Source organism: Hyphomicrobium sp. ghe19 (assembly GCF_902712875.1).
Taxonomy (GTDB): Bacteria; Pseudomonadota; Alphaproteobacteria; order Rhizobiales; family Hyphomicrobiaceae; genus Hyphomicrobium_B.
This window is the reverse complement of sequence record NZ_LR743509.1, coordinates 1042036-1057766: the sequence shown is the minus strand read 5'-3', so window position 1 is coordinate 1057766 and position 15731 is coordinate 1042036. Positions and strand designations below refer to the sequence as shown.

The following is a 15731-nucleotide window of genomic DNA, read 5'->3' as shown; positions in this document are numbered from 1 at the left end:
CGGGCTCACTGAATAACCTGCGCGATAACCTGCGCGCGGGGGCCATCCTCGGCTGACAGTTCGCTTTTTAATCCATTGCATCCGGCCGCCCCGCCGGAAAACGCATCCCGAACCTAAAGCCGTATTCTCCGAGCGCTCGACAACTTGACACAATACGATAAGAGATCGACGCGCCTGCGCGATCGCGAGCGGACGGCTTATGAGAAGACAGGACATGTGAAATGAAAGCGATCAAAATCACCGGCCCCGGCGGACTGAACGACCTTGCCCTCGTCGATCTTCCGGATCCGGGGAAAGCCGGGCCTGGCGAAATCCGCGTACGCATTCATGCCAATTCACTCAACTATCACGACTACCTCGTCGTTTCCGGAAAATGGAAGGCGGCCGACGGACGAATTCCGATGTCCGACGGCGCAGGCGTCGTCGAGGACGTTGGCGAAGGCGTAACGGAATTCAAAGTCGGCGACCAGGTCGTGTCATGCTTTTTCCCTCTTTGGCAGGATGGCCCACCTCCGGTCGACAATTTCGCCTCGACCCCGGGTGACGGCATCGATGGCTATGCGCGGGAAGCCGTCGTTCGACCGGCGAACTGGTTCACCCACGTGCCGAAAGGCTACAGCCACGCCGAAGCGGCGACACTCACAACCGCCGGGCTGTCGGCATGGCGCGCGCTCGTGGTCGACTACCATCTGAAAGCCGGAGACACCGTTCTCGTTCAGGGCACCGGCGGCGTCTCGGTTTTCGCGCTGCAGATCGCCAAGGCGATGGGCGCAGAGGTGATCGTCACGTCGTCTTCCGACGAGAAGCTTCAGCGCGCGCGCGCGCTCGGCGCCGATCACCTGATCAACTACAAGTCCGTGCCGCAATGGAGCGAGCGCGTTCGTGAACTTACGGGAGGGCGCGGCGTCGATCACATCGTCGAAGTCGGCGGCCCGGGCACGCTACCGCAATCCATCGCATCGGTCGCAATCGGCGGACACATCGCGTTGATCGGTGTGCTCACCGGCCTCACCGGCGACGTGCCGACTGCCCTGCTTATGGCGAGGCAGGCGCGCCTCCAGGGCCTTATCGTCGGCAGCAGGCGAGAGCAAATTGAATTCATACGCGCACTTGACGCAACAGGCATACACCCTGTGATCGACCGCAGCTTTAGCCTCGCGGAAATTGCCGATGCGTTCCGGCTTCAAGAAGAGGCCCGTCACTTCGGTAAGATCTGCCTGGAATTCTAACGGCTGACCGCACACAGCACACTGGCGAAATGCTGCGGAAAGTAGACGATGGCGACACCGGCTGACATGAGCGTACCACCAGCCAAAAGATTGAGCTTCGTGCCCCCTGCACGCCGGTTGAGCCATGAGATCCCGTAAGCTGATGCGATTACCGCCGGCACGGTGCCGGCGCCGAAACCGAGCATGAAAGTCGCGCCTTGCGCGCCCGTGCGCGTCAGAGTTGCCAGCAACGCCGCGCCGTAAACCATCGGACAGGCATTGAGCCCCCAAACGACGCCGAGCATGACGGGGGCTAAGTATCGGCTCTGACCGGCAGGACGCAGCAGCGAGTTTACCCCGGATGCAAGAACCTCCATGCCATGATCGATGAAGGCCAGCCTCGGCATCAGCCCGGCGAGCACCAGCCCCATCCATAACAGCGACGCGCCCGCCGCCCATTGCAGCACGATCGGGCCCTGCATCGGCATACGAGACAGGACATCACCGCCGAAAGCTCCGGCCGCGGCACCGATTGCCGTGTAAGTCAAAATGCGCCCGGCCTGCATCAGTACGAGATTGAGATTTCTATCTCCGGAAGTTTTCGCGCCGAGCAGCAGGTTCGCTCCGCAGGCAATGCCACCACACATCGCGCCGCAATGGAACGCGCTGGCAAGCCCGACGGCAATACCGCTGACGAAGCTCTCGCTAAACATCGTCGGCTCGGCTCCGATCCGATTCCGTCGCCATGCGATCGTTATCATCGCTGATCGCGCGCCACTTGGCGCCTTCGAGATCGTCGAATTGACCGCTGCGAAGCGCCCAGAGGAAGGCGGCGAGCCCCATCATGCCGAGCGTCAGCGCCGCGGGAATGAGCCAGGCAAGCGACGTCATGCCGATGCTCCGACGTTTGGAAGGCGCAAGGCCTTCGTGCGAAGACGAAGCGCGTTTGCCGTGACCATGATCGACGATCCCGACATGGCGAGCGCGGCAATCAAAGGCGTCACGTAGCCCGCCATCGCGAGCGGCACGAAAATCGAATTGTAGAGAATTGCGATCGCAAAGTTCTGCAACGCTAAGCGGCGTGCAGCCTTGGCGACCGACAGCGTCTCTATGACCGGCCGAAGAACCTCGCCTTGAAAAACGGCGTCCGCCGTTGTCTGCGCGATGTCGATGGCGGATGCCGGTGACAACGAGGCATGTCCGGCAGCAAGCGCCGGCGCATCGTTGAGACCGTCGCCGACCATCAGCGTCTTGTATCCTCGCGCCTTCAAGATTTCGATCGCCTCCAGCTTCTGGTCTGGACGAACCTCGGCAGTCCAATCCTTGATCCCGCAAGCCGTAGCCGTTTGCGCGACGGCGGCGCGCCGGTCTCCGGATAACAACCTAACGAGATATCCTGCGCGCCGGAGTTCAGAAACGCACGCGGCCGCGTCCGTCCGTAGTTCATCCACGAAGTTGAAGCCGACAGCGGGTTTGCATTCGGCCGCGTACCAGATCGACGCGTTGCGATCCTCGACACCGGCCCAGGCGGCCGACCCGACCTTCTCCTCGAAGCCCATTGACGTCGTGACGAGCCCCGAACCCGGAACTTCTTCGACGCCCTCAACGGCGCGCGTTTGAATGCCCTCCGCACGTGCAGCCTTGGCCAACGCTTGCGCGAAGGGATGCATGCTCATCCCTGCAATAGACCCTGCCCGGCCCAGTGAAGTCACATCGACACCATCGCTCGTCTCGAGCCGCAACTCTCCCGTCGTCAGAGTTCCCGTCTTGTCGAAAACGACGCAATCGATTTCGGCGAGACGTTCGAGCCCGTCAGGAGCTTTGACAATTACGCCTTTGCTGAACAGACGGCTCATCGCAGCGACCTGCACGGCGGGCACGGCGAGAGCCAAGGCGCACGGGCACGTAATGATGAGAACGGCGATCGCGTGCGTGAGAGATTGATCCCACGGTGCGCCGACCATCATCCATGCGGCGAACGTGAGCAGTCCGAGCACATGGACTGCGGGCGCGTAAATCTGCGAGGCGCGATCGGCAAGCCGGACATAACGACCGCGGCTTTGCTCGGCGTTGAGCATCAAGCGGCCGATTTCGCTCAGGAGAGTGCTGTCTTCCGCGGCAGTAATGCGCACGCGCAGGGTGCCGGCACAATTGATCGTCCCCGCATAAACGTTATCGCCGATGGAAACGGCACGCGGCCGCGTTTCGCCGCTGATCAGACTCTCGTCGATATCGCTCTGGCCGGAGATCACCTGCCCGTCACCAGCAACGCGCTCGCCCGCGGCGACGGCGATGATCATGCCCGGCTTGAGCGTGCTCGCAAGCACGAGCTTGGTTGATTGATCCGGGGCGACGAGTGTCGCGTTCGTCGCCCTGAGCCCCATCAGGTTCTCGGCCGCTCCGCGCGCCTTGATCCGCATGCGTTCATCAAGCACTCTGCCGATCAGCAAAAAGAACAAGAGTGTCGTCGCCGCATCGAAGTAGATCTGCTCCGAACCGCGCATTGTCTGAAACAGACTCATGCCCGTCGCCAGCAGCACGCCGAGCGAAATAGGCACATCCATGTTGAGGCGCCGGGATCTCAGTGCCGCAAATGCCGACTTGAAGAAGGGTTGACCCGCGTAAGCGACGGCCGGCAGCGCGATGAGCGCCGATACCCAATGGAACAGATCCATGAGGGAACTGTCCATGTCGCTGACCTCTCCGGACCAGACCGCCACGGAAAGCATCATGATGTTCCCGGCCGCAAAACCGGCAACACCGAGACGAGGGAGAAGCTCGCTCACACGCGCGGCCTGCTCAGTCTCTGCATTCGCGATCAGGGCCGAAGCCCGAAATCCAGCTTGCTCGAGAGCCGCCGTCAGGTCGATCGTAGAGCTGAGAGACGGGTCGACCACGACGGTTACGCGCTTGGTCGTCAGGTTCGCGCGGGCCGCCTCGACGCCACGCAGCGCGCGCAGCGTATTTTCAACCGAACGGATGCAGTTCCCACAAACGATGCCCGGGACCGAAAGCACGATGGTCTGCCGCGCCTCTACGCCCGGCGCCTGCGCGGCGAGCCCGGCGTCTAGGGCTGCTTCCATATCCGTTCCCTCGATCTGTAAACGACCTTGTCCTTCTCCGCAGCGGTGACGGAAAGCGTCCACGTGCCTTCCGAAAGTCCTGGAATGTCGGCGGCGTAAGTCCCGTTCCCCGTGGGCACCAAGTCAAAACGGCGATCGAATATGTCCGTTGTCGCGCGACCGATTTCCGCCTTCACGAGCAACCCGTCGATGGGTTGCCGGTTCTCATCCGTCAAAGCAATTGCAAGGCGGCCGGTCTTGGAATCGAGCGTCCGGCTCTCATGCCACCCGAGCCGGTTCTGATCCGCTTCTTCCTGGAGCGTGCGATTGTAGGCCACGCCTTTGCGATAGGCGTCGGCGGTGTCGCCGCTGAACGTGAAGACGGCTTTGGTGATCAAAACCGCATCCACGGCCGCCACGGTCAAAAAGAACCCGGCCAGCATAGCGAAGACATGCCACCCGCGAAGCGAACCTTTCGATACTGCAACGCTCATGACGGACTCCTGAATGTCGTGGCGCGTGATGCCGTCTCGCCGCTCTCCAAATCCTGGAGTTCGATCGTCACGGGCTCGGCATCAGACCTCAGTTCTTTCCTTTGGGCGCCCGAGACCATGAGGAAGACTTTGACGGCTCTGACTTCCGATGGGCCGACTTCAATCATCGGGTCCGTGCCGTCGAACTCCACGAACTTCGGCTGAAGCTCGACCGGCCCAATGAAGCGCAATTTGAAGTGCCGTGCCCGCTCGACCTTGTTCGCGATCTTGATCATGTAGCCGTTGCGCAGTCCGCCGTCGCTTAACACGACGAAAAACGGATTGCGATCCTGGATGACAGTGAACTCGAAGTCGGCACGATTGAGCAGCGACCATCCCATAAGAGACGTCACAAGCGTGATCATCGCCGAATAAAGGATCGTACGCGGACGTATGATCCGCCAGCCCTCGCGCGGCGAGCTCGTGGCGTTGGAAAGGTTGCCGATAGTCGTATAGGCGATGAGTTCGCGCGGCCGGCCGACGCGATCCATGATCTCGTTGCACGCATCGATGCAGAGCGCACACTGGATACATTCGAGCTGCGATCCGTCGCGAATGTCGATGCCCATCGGACAGACCGCAACGCAGGCCTTGCAGTCGATGCAATCGCCGCGGCCATCCCACGTCGTGCCCGTCTTGTGGGCGCCGCGCGGCTCGCCCCGAAGCTCGCGATAGGAAATGAGAAGCGAATCGCGATCGACCATCGCGCCCTGAATGCGTGGCCAAGGACACATGTAAATGCAGACCTGCTCACGGGCGAGCCCACCAAGCAGATAAGTCGTCAGCGTGAACAGTCCAAGGAAGAAATAGGCGACGGTCGGTGCCGTACCGTGCATCAGTTCAATGGCAAGTGTCGGCGCATCACCGAAATAGAAGACGAGCGCACCGCCCGTTGCGACAGCAATCGCCAGCCACGACAGATGAGTTATCGATTTCTTCCAGATCTTTTCGAATGTCCACGGCTGGGCATCGAGGCGCAACTGCGCATTGCGATCGCCTTGCCAGAAACGCTCGACGGCAATCATCAGGTCCGTCCAGACCGTTTGCGGGCAAGCGTATCCGCACCACATCCGGCCGGCGATCGAGGTGACGAGAAAGAGGGCCAGCGCTCCGAGAACAAGGAGCCCGGTGACGTAGTAGAATTCTTGCGCCCAGATTTCGATGGGACCGAACAACAGGCGCTGATTGGCGAAGTCGAACAGGATGGCCTGATCCGGCAAGCCCTCCCCGCGATTCCACCGCAACCACGGCACGACGTAGTAGATGGCGAGCGTAACCGCCATCACGATCCACTTGATGCCGCGAAAGGGTCCGTGCGCACGCTTTGGATAGATTTTCTTTCGCGGCACGTAGTCCGACTGCCGCGGAGGCGGCGGCGTTGGCCGCCCCTCGTCTCCTCCGGTCAGAAACTTATTCGGTCGGTCCATCGTGTTCATTTCGGCTTGTCCGCGCCTGCCGCGGGAGCGGAGGCACTCGCAGCATCAGCTTGCCCTCCACCGAGGGAATAGACAAAGAGCGTCAGCATTTTTACCGCGACCGGATCGAGACGCTCGGACCACGCCGGCATCGCGCCACCACGGCCGGTTCGGATGCTCTGCATCACAGCCTCTTGCGAGCTTCCGTAAAGCCAAATGGCGTCCGTCAGGTTGGGCGCGCCCATATCCTGATTGCCTTTGCCGTGATCGCCGTGGCACGCGGCACAGTTGTCGGCAAAAATCTGCGCGCCTCTCTTTGCCGCTTCTTGATCGACGTCGAGATGCGAGAACGAGCGGACGAAATTTGCGGCGTCTCGGATCTGCGCCTCATCGAGAATCTTGTCGGTTCCGAAGTGGGGCATCGAGCTGTCGTGTGCGTTCGGATTGCCGTTTCTTATGCCGAAGGAGATGGTCGTATGGATTTTTTCGAGATCGCCGCCCCAAAGCCAATCGTCATCGTTGAGGTTGGGATAGCCGATGCCGCCCTGCGCCCCGCGCCCGTGGCAACCGGCGCAATTCTCGCCGAACAGCGCCGCACCGCCCGCAATCGAGAACTGAAACAGCTCGTCGTTCTTGCGAATATCGGCGAGCGGCATCTCGGCGATCTGCGTGCGATATTTCGCATGGCCTGATTTCCACGCCTCGATATCTCGCTGCACCTGATCGCGCTGGCTGTAGTTCAGTACGCCTTTCGTGTAGCCGTTGATCGTCGGCCACGCGGGATACACGATCCAATACCCGATGGCCCACACGATCGAGACATAGAAGGTATAGAGCCACCATCTGGGCAGCGGCTTATTGAGCTCGTAGATGTCGCCATCCCAAACATGTCCGGTCGTCTCGACACCTGTCACTTCGTCGATTTTTTTGTGATGGCTCATCGTTTATCCTCATCGGCCGGGAGCATATCGGCGCGAAACGGGATTTCCGAAGCCGCCACGAACTTGGCTTTGTTGCTTCTGCGAAAGGCGTAGATGTATGCCGCGACCATGATGCTGGCAAAAATAGCGAGCGACACAATCTGCGTGACCATTTGAATGTCTTCGTAGGCCAAGGCCGAACTCCCCTTATCGAAGGTTTGGACCACTCGCGTCGAACTTCGTGAAGTCGACGAGCGTGCCGAGCATTTGCAGATAGGCGATGACGGCATCGAGTTCCGTGGGCTCGACGTTCTCCCCCGGCGACTGACCATCGAACTTACGCACCTGCGCCTTCGGGTAGCGCGCGACGAGCGCCTTTGCTTCTTTGGTGTCGGGCGATATCTGCGCGACGACATCCTTACCCGCATCCGCAATCATTTCGTCGCTATAAGGAACGCCAAGGTCCTTCAACGCCTTCATGCGCTTCGAAATGTTCGAGTAATCGAGAAGCGTGCGGTCGAGAAACCCATAGCCCGGCATGATGGAAGCAGGCACGACCGACCGCGGATCGCGCATATGCTCGACATGCCAGGCGTCCGAATACTTGCCGCCGACGCGCGCAAGATCCGGCCCCGTTCGCTTCGAACCCCACTGGAACGGATGGTCGTACATGCTTTCCGCAGCCAGAGAGTAGTGGCCGTAGCGCTCGACCTCGTCACGCAGCGAGCGGATCATTTGGCTGTGACAGTTGTAGCAGCCCTCGCGCACGTAGATGTCGCGGCCGGCAAGCTCGAGCGGCGAATAGGGCCGCATGCCCTGCACCTTCTCGATCGTCGACTGCACGTAGAACAGCGGCGCGATCTCGACGATGCCGCCGATCGAAACGACAATCAGCGCACCGATCAGAAGTATAATCGAGTTTCGCTCAAAAATGGCGTGATTCACGACTGTCGCTCCTGTTATTCGGCTGGCATTGCGACGACGCCGGGACGCAGCTCAGGCGCTGCCGCGACCGTCGGCTGATCACGGACGTCGACCGGTTGATCGCCCCGGATCGTGCGCCAGACGTTGTAGGCCATGATCAACCCGCCGAGCAGGAACAGCGCACCACCGGCCGCGCGAATGACATACGGCCAGTGCATCGCCTCGACGGTTTCGATGAACGAGTATTTGAGGAAGCCGAGGCGGTCGTAGGCACGCCACATGAGCCCCTGCGTAATCCCCGCAACCCACATCGACGAGATGTAGAGAACGATGCCGATCATCGCGAGCCAGAAGTGCCACTCGACGAGCTTCATCGAGTACAGGCCTTGCCGCTTCCACAGCCATGGCACCAGACAGTAGACGGCGCCGAACGAGATCATGCCAACCCAGCCGAGCGCGCCGGAATGGACGTGTCCGATCGTCCAATCTGTGTAATGCGAAAGCGAGTTGACTTCCTTGATGGACATCAGCGGCCCTTCGAACGTCGACATTCCGTAGAACGCCACGCTGACGACGAGCAGACGAATGACTGGATCAGTTCTGAGCTTGTCCCACGCACCGGAAAGCGTCATGAGGCCGTTGATCATTCCTCCCCACGACGGCATCCAAAGCATGATCGAGAACGTCATACCGAGCGTCTGCGCCCATTCGGGAAGCGCGGTGTAGTGGAGGTGGTGCGGTCCCGCCCAGATGTAGAGGAAGATCAGCGACCAGAAGTGCACGATCGACAAGCGATAGGAATAGACCGGCCGTTCGGCGCGCTTCGGAATGAAGTAGTACATAATGCCGAGAAACCCGGCAGTCAGAAAGAAGCCAACGGCGTTGTGCCCGTACCACCATTGCGTCATGGCGCCCTGAACACCGGGAAAGAGCGGATAGCTCAGCGTTCCGAGAAACGACACGGGCAGCGCCAGGTTATTGACGATGTGCAGCATCGCGACGGTGACAATGAAGCCCAGGAAGAACCAGTTCGCGACGTAGATGTGCGGCTCTTGGCGACCCTTCAGCGTACCGAGAAATACGAGGAGATAGGCGACCCATACGACCGTCAGCAATATGTCGGTGTACCATTCGGGCTCCGCATACTCCTTCCCTTGCGTCACACCCATCAAGTAGCCGGTCGCCGCGATGACGATGAAAAGCTGATACCCCCAGACGACGAACCACGGCGCCCATTTGCCTGGGAGCCGTGCTTGGCTCGTCCGCTGAACGACATAAAGTGAGGTCGCGATGAGAGCATTGCCGCCGAACGCGAAAATAACGGCCGAGGTGTGAACGGGCCGCAGGCGCCCGAAATTGGTCCACGGCAAATCAAGGTTCAGCGCCGGAAACGAAAGTTGCCAAGCGAGGATGTCGCCAACGAGAAATCCGACGACACCCCAGAAAACGCACGCGACCGTCGCAACGCGAATCGGACCGTCGAAGTAGCCGGAACGCTTCTCCTGTCGGAGGTTCGTCGGATGCGTTGCAACGTAGAAGCCGGCCGCTACCGCCGAAGCCAACACCATGAGCCCATGGAGCCGAAGGATCTCCTCCTCTCCAGCAAGCGCGAACACAAGACCGACCGCGCCGATGATGACCGCGCTTATCAGCGCCAGCGTATCGCTGAGCCCAGAGCGCTCGTCCAATACGTCCTGCAAAGCTGCCTCCCCATCCCAATACGGGACGCACAATCGGATAACGGGCAGCCGACAACCTTGATCTAAGTCATGTTCGAAACGGAGGGCGGCGCTAGAAATACCGCATCGCTGAAATGCGGCCTCACGTTTTTCGAGGGGGTTCACTCATGACGGATGCCAGACCCGCAAATCGACTCGATGATTCTGGCGTCTGCCGGACGCCACATCCCCTGGAGATTATTGAGGAAGAGCACGCCCTGCAGTTGGAGTTGTGCGCTCTTCTGGAAAGTATCGCCGATAGCCTGCCGGCCAAGCTCGAGCCAGCGTTGGCAGTGATCGCGATCTCTATTCTGAAGGGAAGCGTGAAAGCGCACACGAAATTCGAGGAAGACGCGCTTTTCCCGATTCTCAAAGGGCGGCTGTCGCCGAACGACACTGTCGTTCAGGCACTGGCGTCCCTCAGCCAGCAACACGACTGCAACCAAGACATCGCAGACGAACTTGTCGAGGCGCTAACGAACGCGATGCAAAGCAGCGCTCCACAGAATCCGGAGACGCTCGGCGACATTCTTCGCGGTTATTTGGAAAACCAGCGCGACCATATCGCATGGGAAGAAAGCGTCGTTTTGCCAGCCGCCCGCAAAGCGCTGACCGTTGAAGACCTCGCACGCCTTCAGGAATGGATCATGACGAGCGACCATCCCCGTTGCATCAGAATTCCGCTGCTGACGCTCAGAGCCGGCACATCGTCATCGTCAATCTGCATCAAATGCCCCTCCTCGCTCGGACAGGAGAAATAGCGGGATGTCTCCAGATTTCGTGCGCCGCATGAGCACTCCCGTTCCACGATATACGAGCTATCCGACCGCCGCTCAGTTTCGCAATACGGTCGGCGCTCAGGACTTCGCAGCAGCTCTGACCAAATTGGCGGACGACACGCCGTTTTCGCTCTACGTGCATGTGCCGTTCTGCAAGAAGCTGTGCTGGTACTGCGGCTGCAATATGAAGGTTGCGCGCACCAAGGAGCCGGTCGTCCGCTATTTGAAAGCGCTCGAAGCCGAATTGCTGGCCCTCGCACGGCTTGGGCTCGCCAAGCACAAGATTTCATATATGCATTGGGGCGGCGGCTCGCCCAACATCCTGACCGGCGATCAGATTTTGGCATTGGCTACGCGCATTCGTGACTCTTTCGAGATTGAGGCCAACGCCGAATTCGCCGTCGAGATCGACCCGCGCGAGTCAAGCGATTCTCTTGCGCGGGCGCTGAAGCGCGCAGGCGTCAATCGTGTATCGATTGGGGTCCAGGATTTCGACCCTGCTGTTCAGGCCGCCATCAATCGGCTGCAGTCGTTCGAAGTGACGTCGGCCTGCATAGAGAGTTTGCGGGATGCAGGGATCGACAAGATCAACGTCGATCTCGTCTATGGATTGCCGCTGCAGACCCGATCTGGAATAGAGTCGACCGTCGAGCAGGTTATTTCGCTGCGGCCAAATCGGGTCGCGCTATTTGGATATGCACACCTGCCAACGCGCTTCGCACACCAATCGATTATTGATTCCAAGACGCTCCCCGACAGCGTCGAACGCTTTGCCCAGTCCCAAAGAGCCGCGCGCATCCTCAACGCCGCCGGATACGTCCAGGTCGGCATCGATCATTACGCCATGAAGGACGATCCCTTGGCGCGCGGACCCGTTCGCCGCAACTTTCAAGGATATACGACAGATACGTCGGAAACCCTTGTCGGCATCGGGGCGTCGGCCATCTCCAGCCTCGGCAGCGCCTATTTTCAGAACGTGTCGTCTCCGGCCGAATATGAAGAGCGTATTGCCGCGACGGGGTTCGCCACGACAAGAGGCGTCAAGCTGACGGACGAAGATTGCGTTCGACGCTACGTCATCGCGAAATTGATGTGCGACTTCCGCTTTTCCGAATCCGACATCCGCGAGCGCTTCGGAGCGGTAGCATCGCGCGTCATTCTGGAAGGCCGAGAGATGGTCGAGGCAGACACCGCAGGTCTTCTAGTGAAGGACGACAGCGGTTTCGTAGTGACACCCCGCGGCCAGCCATTTGTGAGAAGCATTGCGGCGTGCTTCGATACTTATCTCGACTCTGAAACGCGCTATTCGTCCGCGGTCTAGACGCTGCTCAGAGGCGCCCTCTTTGCAAGGTCGCCTGCAGACAGCTCACGACCCTGAGCTGCTGCAAACTCGAAGATGCGATCACAAATCTTAAGGCGTCGCAGTTTTGTAAACCGAGTAATCCGAATTTCGGAAAACTTCCGTGACGCTCTTATCTTCTCTCAGCAGCCCGTCCAGGGGAACGTCGACGTAGCCTTGCCGCAAAATCAGCACTGCGAAGGTGGCGTTTCTTTTTCGCATCCATGGCTCGAATGGCTTGGGAAGCTCAGTCAAAGCCGAGTCCAGAGCGCACCCCGGATGACCGGTAAAATACACAACGGCGCGCGGCTTGGACGAGCAGATAACGTCTCCTGTCGTGGTGTGCGTCTTCAGCCAGTCGAATAATTCTACCGTCTTTGAATCGCTTGTGTCGTCAGCATTTACGCCATGAGCGATGGCCGTCCCTGCGCGCATGTCCTTAACAACCGACAAAAGCAAGCAAGAATAAACAACGAGCCCCAAAACGGATACCCGCCGGTAGTCGTTGTGACCCGTCGTCGATGCCCTGAAAAGGAGCACCAAAGGGCTAAGAATGAAAACACATAGCGCCGGCAAGAGCGGCAAGAGGTATCGCGATCCTCCCGTCCAAGGGGTCACGACAAGCATACCCAAGTAGCAAGCAGTAAACGCCGCAAGTACGAAGTCCTTCTTCGTGTACACCAGCCATCCGCAACCGAATGCGGCCATGATCAAAACCGGCCAAACGGGGACACCGGTGTACCAGAAGAAAAGAATCCATAGATTTTTGTATTCATCGATCAGCCGCGAGTAGATCAACGAAATGATGGTTTCAACAAAACCCAGCTTGGACAATTGGAAGTAAGAAATAACGAGCGATAAATTCGAGGGACTATCGGAATGGAACGCGACGATGCTTGCCACGAATGCCAGAAGAGCAGTCGCTGCGAGTATCGCATAACCACGCATGTGGCTCCGGTCCACGAATGCGCCTGCTGCCGCTGCCAAAACGACCGCGGGAATCAAGGGTAGGCCAGCGGGCCGAAGCAGGAGCGCGAACCAGATGGCGCAACCTAGGAAGAATGCGTGTGTGGCGAATGCCGTGCCGGATTTAATCCGGCGCGCCGCTTCAATGTAGAAATAGAGCGCCGTCGCGGTCGCGGCCGCGAAAGGCACATCCGACAATATCGATTGTTGAGCGTAGTAATAGAATGGAACAAGAAAAAGGATTACGGGAACAAGCAGTGCCGCGACGCCACCAAGAACACGTTCGCATATTTTTGTCGTACTCAGAACGACAATTCCATAGGCCAAAATATTGATCGTCTTTAGCTTCAGGAAATTTGCACCAAAAAGCCAGATGCCCGCAGCAAGAATAAGCGGAAATCCTGGCGGAACGATTATGCCGGTCACGAGGGTCTCGTATCCTCGCCCCTTTAGAATATTTTCCGCCAACAACAGGTAGAGAGCATAATCGTCTCCCCAGCTGTGGCCAGACTGTAGCCCCGCGAACGCGTAAGCAAAAAAAGCCGCAAAGCAACAGATAAAGAAAATTCCACGGAGCCGATCGTTGCTCAGTCGAGACTTGATTGAATTCCAGCGGGCATCGAGCGGAAGAACAAGGGCTTCTTTTTTCACGTCACCACAACTTCATTTGAGTTTTCAGGGACAAACTTGCGCGAGGACAACTTGCAGCGCGAACAAACTAGAAGGCAACCAACACCATACATGGCGCGATTGGGAGCCAGCTCTCCCAGCGTCGCTCGAATGCCGACAGCGAAATCATTTAATCGTCACCACGACGATCCCGCCGATAATCATCAAGGCACCGATGAAAAAGAATTTCGGGAGCGGCTCGCCAAAGAATACGACGCCGGCAAGCGGTACAATTAGAAATGCCATGGCGTTGAAGATGTAAGCAACTGAGAGCGGGGTTGTCCGCAGAGCCTGGATCCAGGCGATCGTCGAGAGGACATAGAGGCCTAGCGCCAACGCCACCAAGATGATCGGGAAGAGGTTATCGAGAGCGATCCGGACGAGAGTTCGCCCTTCGTCAATATGCAGTTGCTGCGCAGCATACTTGAAGATTATTTGGCCAACGGCGATCACAAGCACTGCGCCGGAAATCAATATGTAATCGCGGTTAAACATAGAAATTGCCAGCATAGATAAGGTTGATGTCGGCCAAGGGCACGCGCATCGGCCACCACGTGACCTCTCTCTTCGGGAAATGATACTTCAGGACATGATGCAGATTGAAGATCGAGTTTATGTGCTCGCGCGCCATGTAGTAGTCATACGGCAAGCCCGCTTTTTCCGCCTGTCTGCGGGGCCCCAGATAACGCCCCATCCGCCATGCCCAGCCAGGATCGCACGGCAGAATCAATGACAGCACGCCGCCGGGCTTGAGAACACGTACCCATTCTTGAATGACGCGATGAGGAAAGGGCACGTGCTCCAGGACGTGTGTCGCGATCAGCCGGTCGAAGCTGCAATCTTCAAAAGGAAGCGAGCTTCCATCGAGTTTAAGTAGCCCGACATTCGGGCGAAGGGACCGCGATTTGGCCGCCGAATTGAGCACCGTTTGATCGAAATCTGAAGCAATGTATTGTTCGAAGCGGTGTCTGACAAACGGCAGGTGCGCCAGCGTGCCTGCGCCTACTTCCAGCACTCGTGGAAAGCACTTTTCAGGACCGAACGACTTTTCAAGCAGAGCATGAGAGTTTTTGAGGACTGAAGCGGAAAGGCCACGCTCGTAGTTTGATCGCTCGTAATTTTCGAGCCACTTTGCCACGAGATCATCGTAATCCGGTAATGCGCGGAAATTCTTCGCCATCATTCTCGTTCTGCCAGTGTCGAAGAGGCTTCAGGGTTTTTGCCGACGCTTTAAGCCTGAGATGAAGCGTCGTCCGCGGCACTGATTGGATGTCGAAGTTCAAAAAGGCAAGAAGTAACTGCGCACCGATAATAATCGGAAGTCCTGCCACCATGACGGTACCGGCGGATGCGGGCTCGCTGATGCCCCAGTGTAACAGACCGAAAATCAGACCGAACTTCATTAGCACGATGCCCAACACCAGTTCGAGTGAGGCCACACTGAAATTGCGTATGAAATAGTTATAGAAAATCCGCTTGGCGAAGTTCTTTAGATGGGCATAAGCGAAGCGCGGAATTTCGCGGTGAGGCTTCATTTGGCTCACTTCGTCCGCATAATAAGAATGCATCGGAATGTCGACTACACGGCCACCGAGGATGTTTAGACGGAACAATAAATCGGACTCGAAAAAGTACCGCTTCGCGATTTTCTCCAGCGGCAGAAGGTCGATAAGGCTCGCATGTATTGCCACGTAGCCGTTTGTCGGATCCAAGACATGCCAATAGCCTGTCGATATTTTTGCCATGAACGACAGGCCGGCGTTACCGATAAGCCTGCCGAGCGGCATGGAGGAGAGCCCCTCTGGCTCGAAGAACCGGTTTCCCTTCGAATAATCAGCCTCGCCCTTTTTGATAATGTCGACGAAGCTAGGTATGAGCGCTGGATCCATCTGGCCGTCGCCATCTATTTTGACAATGATGTCTGCGCCGTCCTCCGCGGCCTGCCGCATGCCCGTCAACGTGGATCCGCCGACGCCAATATTGATTTTGTTGAAGATGAATTTCACGCGAGGATCCCGACATCTCTCTTGCACGAAACGTCCCGTTCCGTCGGGGCAATGGTCATCAACGAGATAAATACTTGATACTTCTGGACCGATCCGCTCGATTACTTTGAGAATGTGGGCGGTGACACAATAACTCGGAATGACGACCGCGACTTTTTCCGGGATACAAGAGTTCTGCATCTATGATGGCCG

Annotated in this window: 16 protein-coding genes; 3 read left to right on the top strand and 13 right to left on the bottom strand. The window is 58.3% G+C overall.

Features of this window, described 5'->3' with window-relative positions:
* Positions 1-221: 221 nt before the first annotated feature.
* Positions 222-1229 (top strand): NAD(P)-dependent alcohol dehydrogenase, encoded by a 1008-nt coding sequence (locus AACL53_RS04980; protein ID WP_339083091.1) that lies wholly within the window; start codon positions 222-224, stop codon positions 1227-1229.
* Here AACL53_RS04980 and AACL53_RS04975 read toward each other — a convergent pair.
* The 9 genes from AACL53_RS04975 to ccoN are packed head-to-tail and all read right to left on the bottom strand — an operon-like array spanning position 1226 to position 9762.
* Positions 1226-1921: a sulfite exporter TauE/SafE family protein gene (locus AACL53_RS04975; RefSeq protein ID WP_339083089.1), complete on the bottom strand. Its 696-nt coding sequence runs from the start codon at positions 1919-1921 to the stop codon at positions 1226-1228. The two genes, AACL53_RS04980 and AACL53_RS04975, sit on opposite strands and share 4 nt — an antisense overlap.
* Positions 1914-2099: a cbb3-type cytochrome oxidase assembly protein CcoS gene (ccoS, locus tag AACL53_RS04970; protein ID WP_339083087.1), complete on the bottom strand. Its 186-nt coding sequence runs from the start codon at positions 2097-2099 to the stop codon at positions 1914-1916. Before ccoS ends, AACL53_RS04975 begins: the two co-directional genes overlap by 8 nt.
* The gene (locus AACL53_RS04965; protein WP_339083085.1) at positions 2096-4291 is read right to left on the bottom strand and encodes a heavy metal translocating P-type ATPase; all 2196 of its coding nucleotides are present in this window, start codon (positions 4289-4291) and stop codon (positions 2096-2098) included. Before AACL53_RS04965 ends, ccoS begins: the two co-directional genes overlap by 4 nt.
* Positions 4276-4764 carry a FixH family protein gene (locus tag AACL53_RS04960; RefSeq protein WP_339083083.1) on the bottom strand — a complete coding sequence of 163 codons (489 nt, stop codon included), beginning with the start codon at positions 4762-4764 and terminating at the stop codon, positions 4276-4278. Before AACL53_RS04960 ends, AACL53_RS04965 begins: the two co-directional genes overlap by 16 nt.
* On the bottom strand, positions 4761-6230 hold the full coding sequence (ccoG, locus tag AACL53_RS04955; RefSeq protein WP_339083081.1) for a cytochrome c oxidase accessory protein CcoG: 1470 nt from the start codon (positions 6228-6230) through the stop codon (positions 4761-4763). The genes AACL53_RS04960 and ccoG overlap by 4 nt, the downstream gene beginning before the upstream one ends.
* A gap of 5 nt (positions 6231-6235) precedes the next feature.
* A complete protein-coding gene (gene ccoP / locus AACL53_RS04950; protein ID WP_339083079.1) occupies positions 6236-7159 on the bottom strand; it encodes a cytochrome-c oxidase, cbb3-type subunit III in 924 nt (307 codons plus the stop codon).
* Positions 7156-7365 carry a cbb3-type cytochrome c oxidase subunit 3 gene (locus AACL53_RS04945; RefSeq protein ID WP_339083077.1) on the bottom strand — a complete coding sequence of 70 codons (210 nt, stop codon included), beginning with the start codon at positions 7363-7365 and terminating at the stop codon, positions 7156-7158. Before AACL53_RS04945 ends, ccoP begins: the two co-directional genes overlap by 4 nt.
* Positions 7346-8083: a cytochrome-c oxidase, cbb3-type subunit II gene (gene ccoO, locus AACL53_RS04940; RefSeq protein ID WP_339083075.1), complete on the bottom strand. Its 738-nt coding sequence runs from the start codon at positions 8081-8083 to the stop codon at positions 7346-7348. The genes AACL53_RS04945 and ccoO overlap by 20 nt, the downstream gene beginning before the upstream one ends.
* A gap of 14 nt (positions 8084-8097) precedes the next feature.
* Positions 8098-9762, bottom strand: a complete 1665-nt coding sequence (gene ccoN, locus AACL53_RS04935; protein ID WP_339083073.1) for a cytochrome-c oxidase, cbb3-type subunit I — start codon at positions 9760-9762, stop codon at positions 8098-8100.
* A gap of 146 nt (positions 9763-9908) precedes the next feature.
* On the opposite strand from ccoN, the gene AACL53_RS04930 reads away from it, so the two are divergent.
* Positions 9909-10541, top strand: coding sequence for a hemerythrin domain-containing protein (locus tag AACL53_RS04930; RefSeq protein ID WP_339083071.1), 633 nt, complete (start codon positions 9909-9911; stop codon positions 10539-10541).
* Between the two features lie 4 nt (positions 10542-10545).
* Positions 10546-11880 (top strand): oxygen-independent coproporphyrinogen III oxidase, encoded by a 1335-nt coding sequence (gene hemN / locus AACL53_RS04925; RefSeq protein WP_339083069.1) that lies wholly within the window; start codon positions 10546-10548, stop codon positions 11878-11880.
* 90 nt (positions 11881-11970) lie between these two features.
* On the opposite strand, the gene AACL53_RS04920 is transcribed toward hemN, so the two are convergent.
* The 4 genes from AACL53_RS04920 to AACL53_RS04905 form a co-directional block, all read right to left on the bottom strand.
* Positions 11971-13515 carry a glycosyltransferase family 39 protein gene (locus AACL53_RS04920; protein WP_339083067.1) on the bottom strand — a complete coding sequence of 515 codons (1545 nt, stop codon included), beginning with the start codon at positions 13513-13515 and terminating at the stop codon, positions 11971-11973.
* A 144-nt stretch (positions 13516-13659) separates the two neighbouring features.
* Entirely contained in the window at positions 13660-14028 is a 369-nt protein-coding gene (locus AACL53_RS04915; RefSeq protein WP_339083065.1) for a hypothetical protein, read from the bottom strand.
* Complete coding sequence (locus tag AACL53_RS04910; RefSeq protein WP_339083063.1) at positions 14021-14716, bottom strand: class I SAM-dependent methyltransferase; 696 nt, start codon at positions 14714-14716, stop codon at positions 14021-14023. Before AACL53_RS04910 ends, AACL53_RS04915 begins: the two co-directional genes overlap by 8 nt.
* Positions 14676-15719: a glycosyltransferase family 2 protein gene (locus AACL53_RS04905; protein ID WP_339083061.1), complete on the bottom strand. Its 1044-nt coding sequence runs from the start codon at positions 15717-15719 to the stop codon at positions 14676-14678. The genes AACL53_RS04910 and AACL53_RS04905 overlap by 41 nt, the downstream gene beginning before the upstream one ends.
* Between the last annotated feature and the right edge of the window lie 12 nt (positions 15720-15731).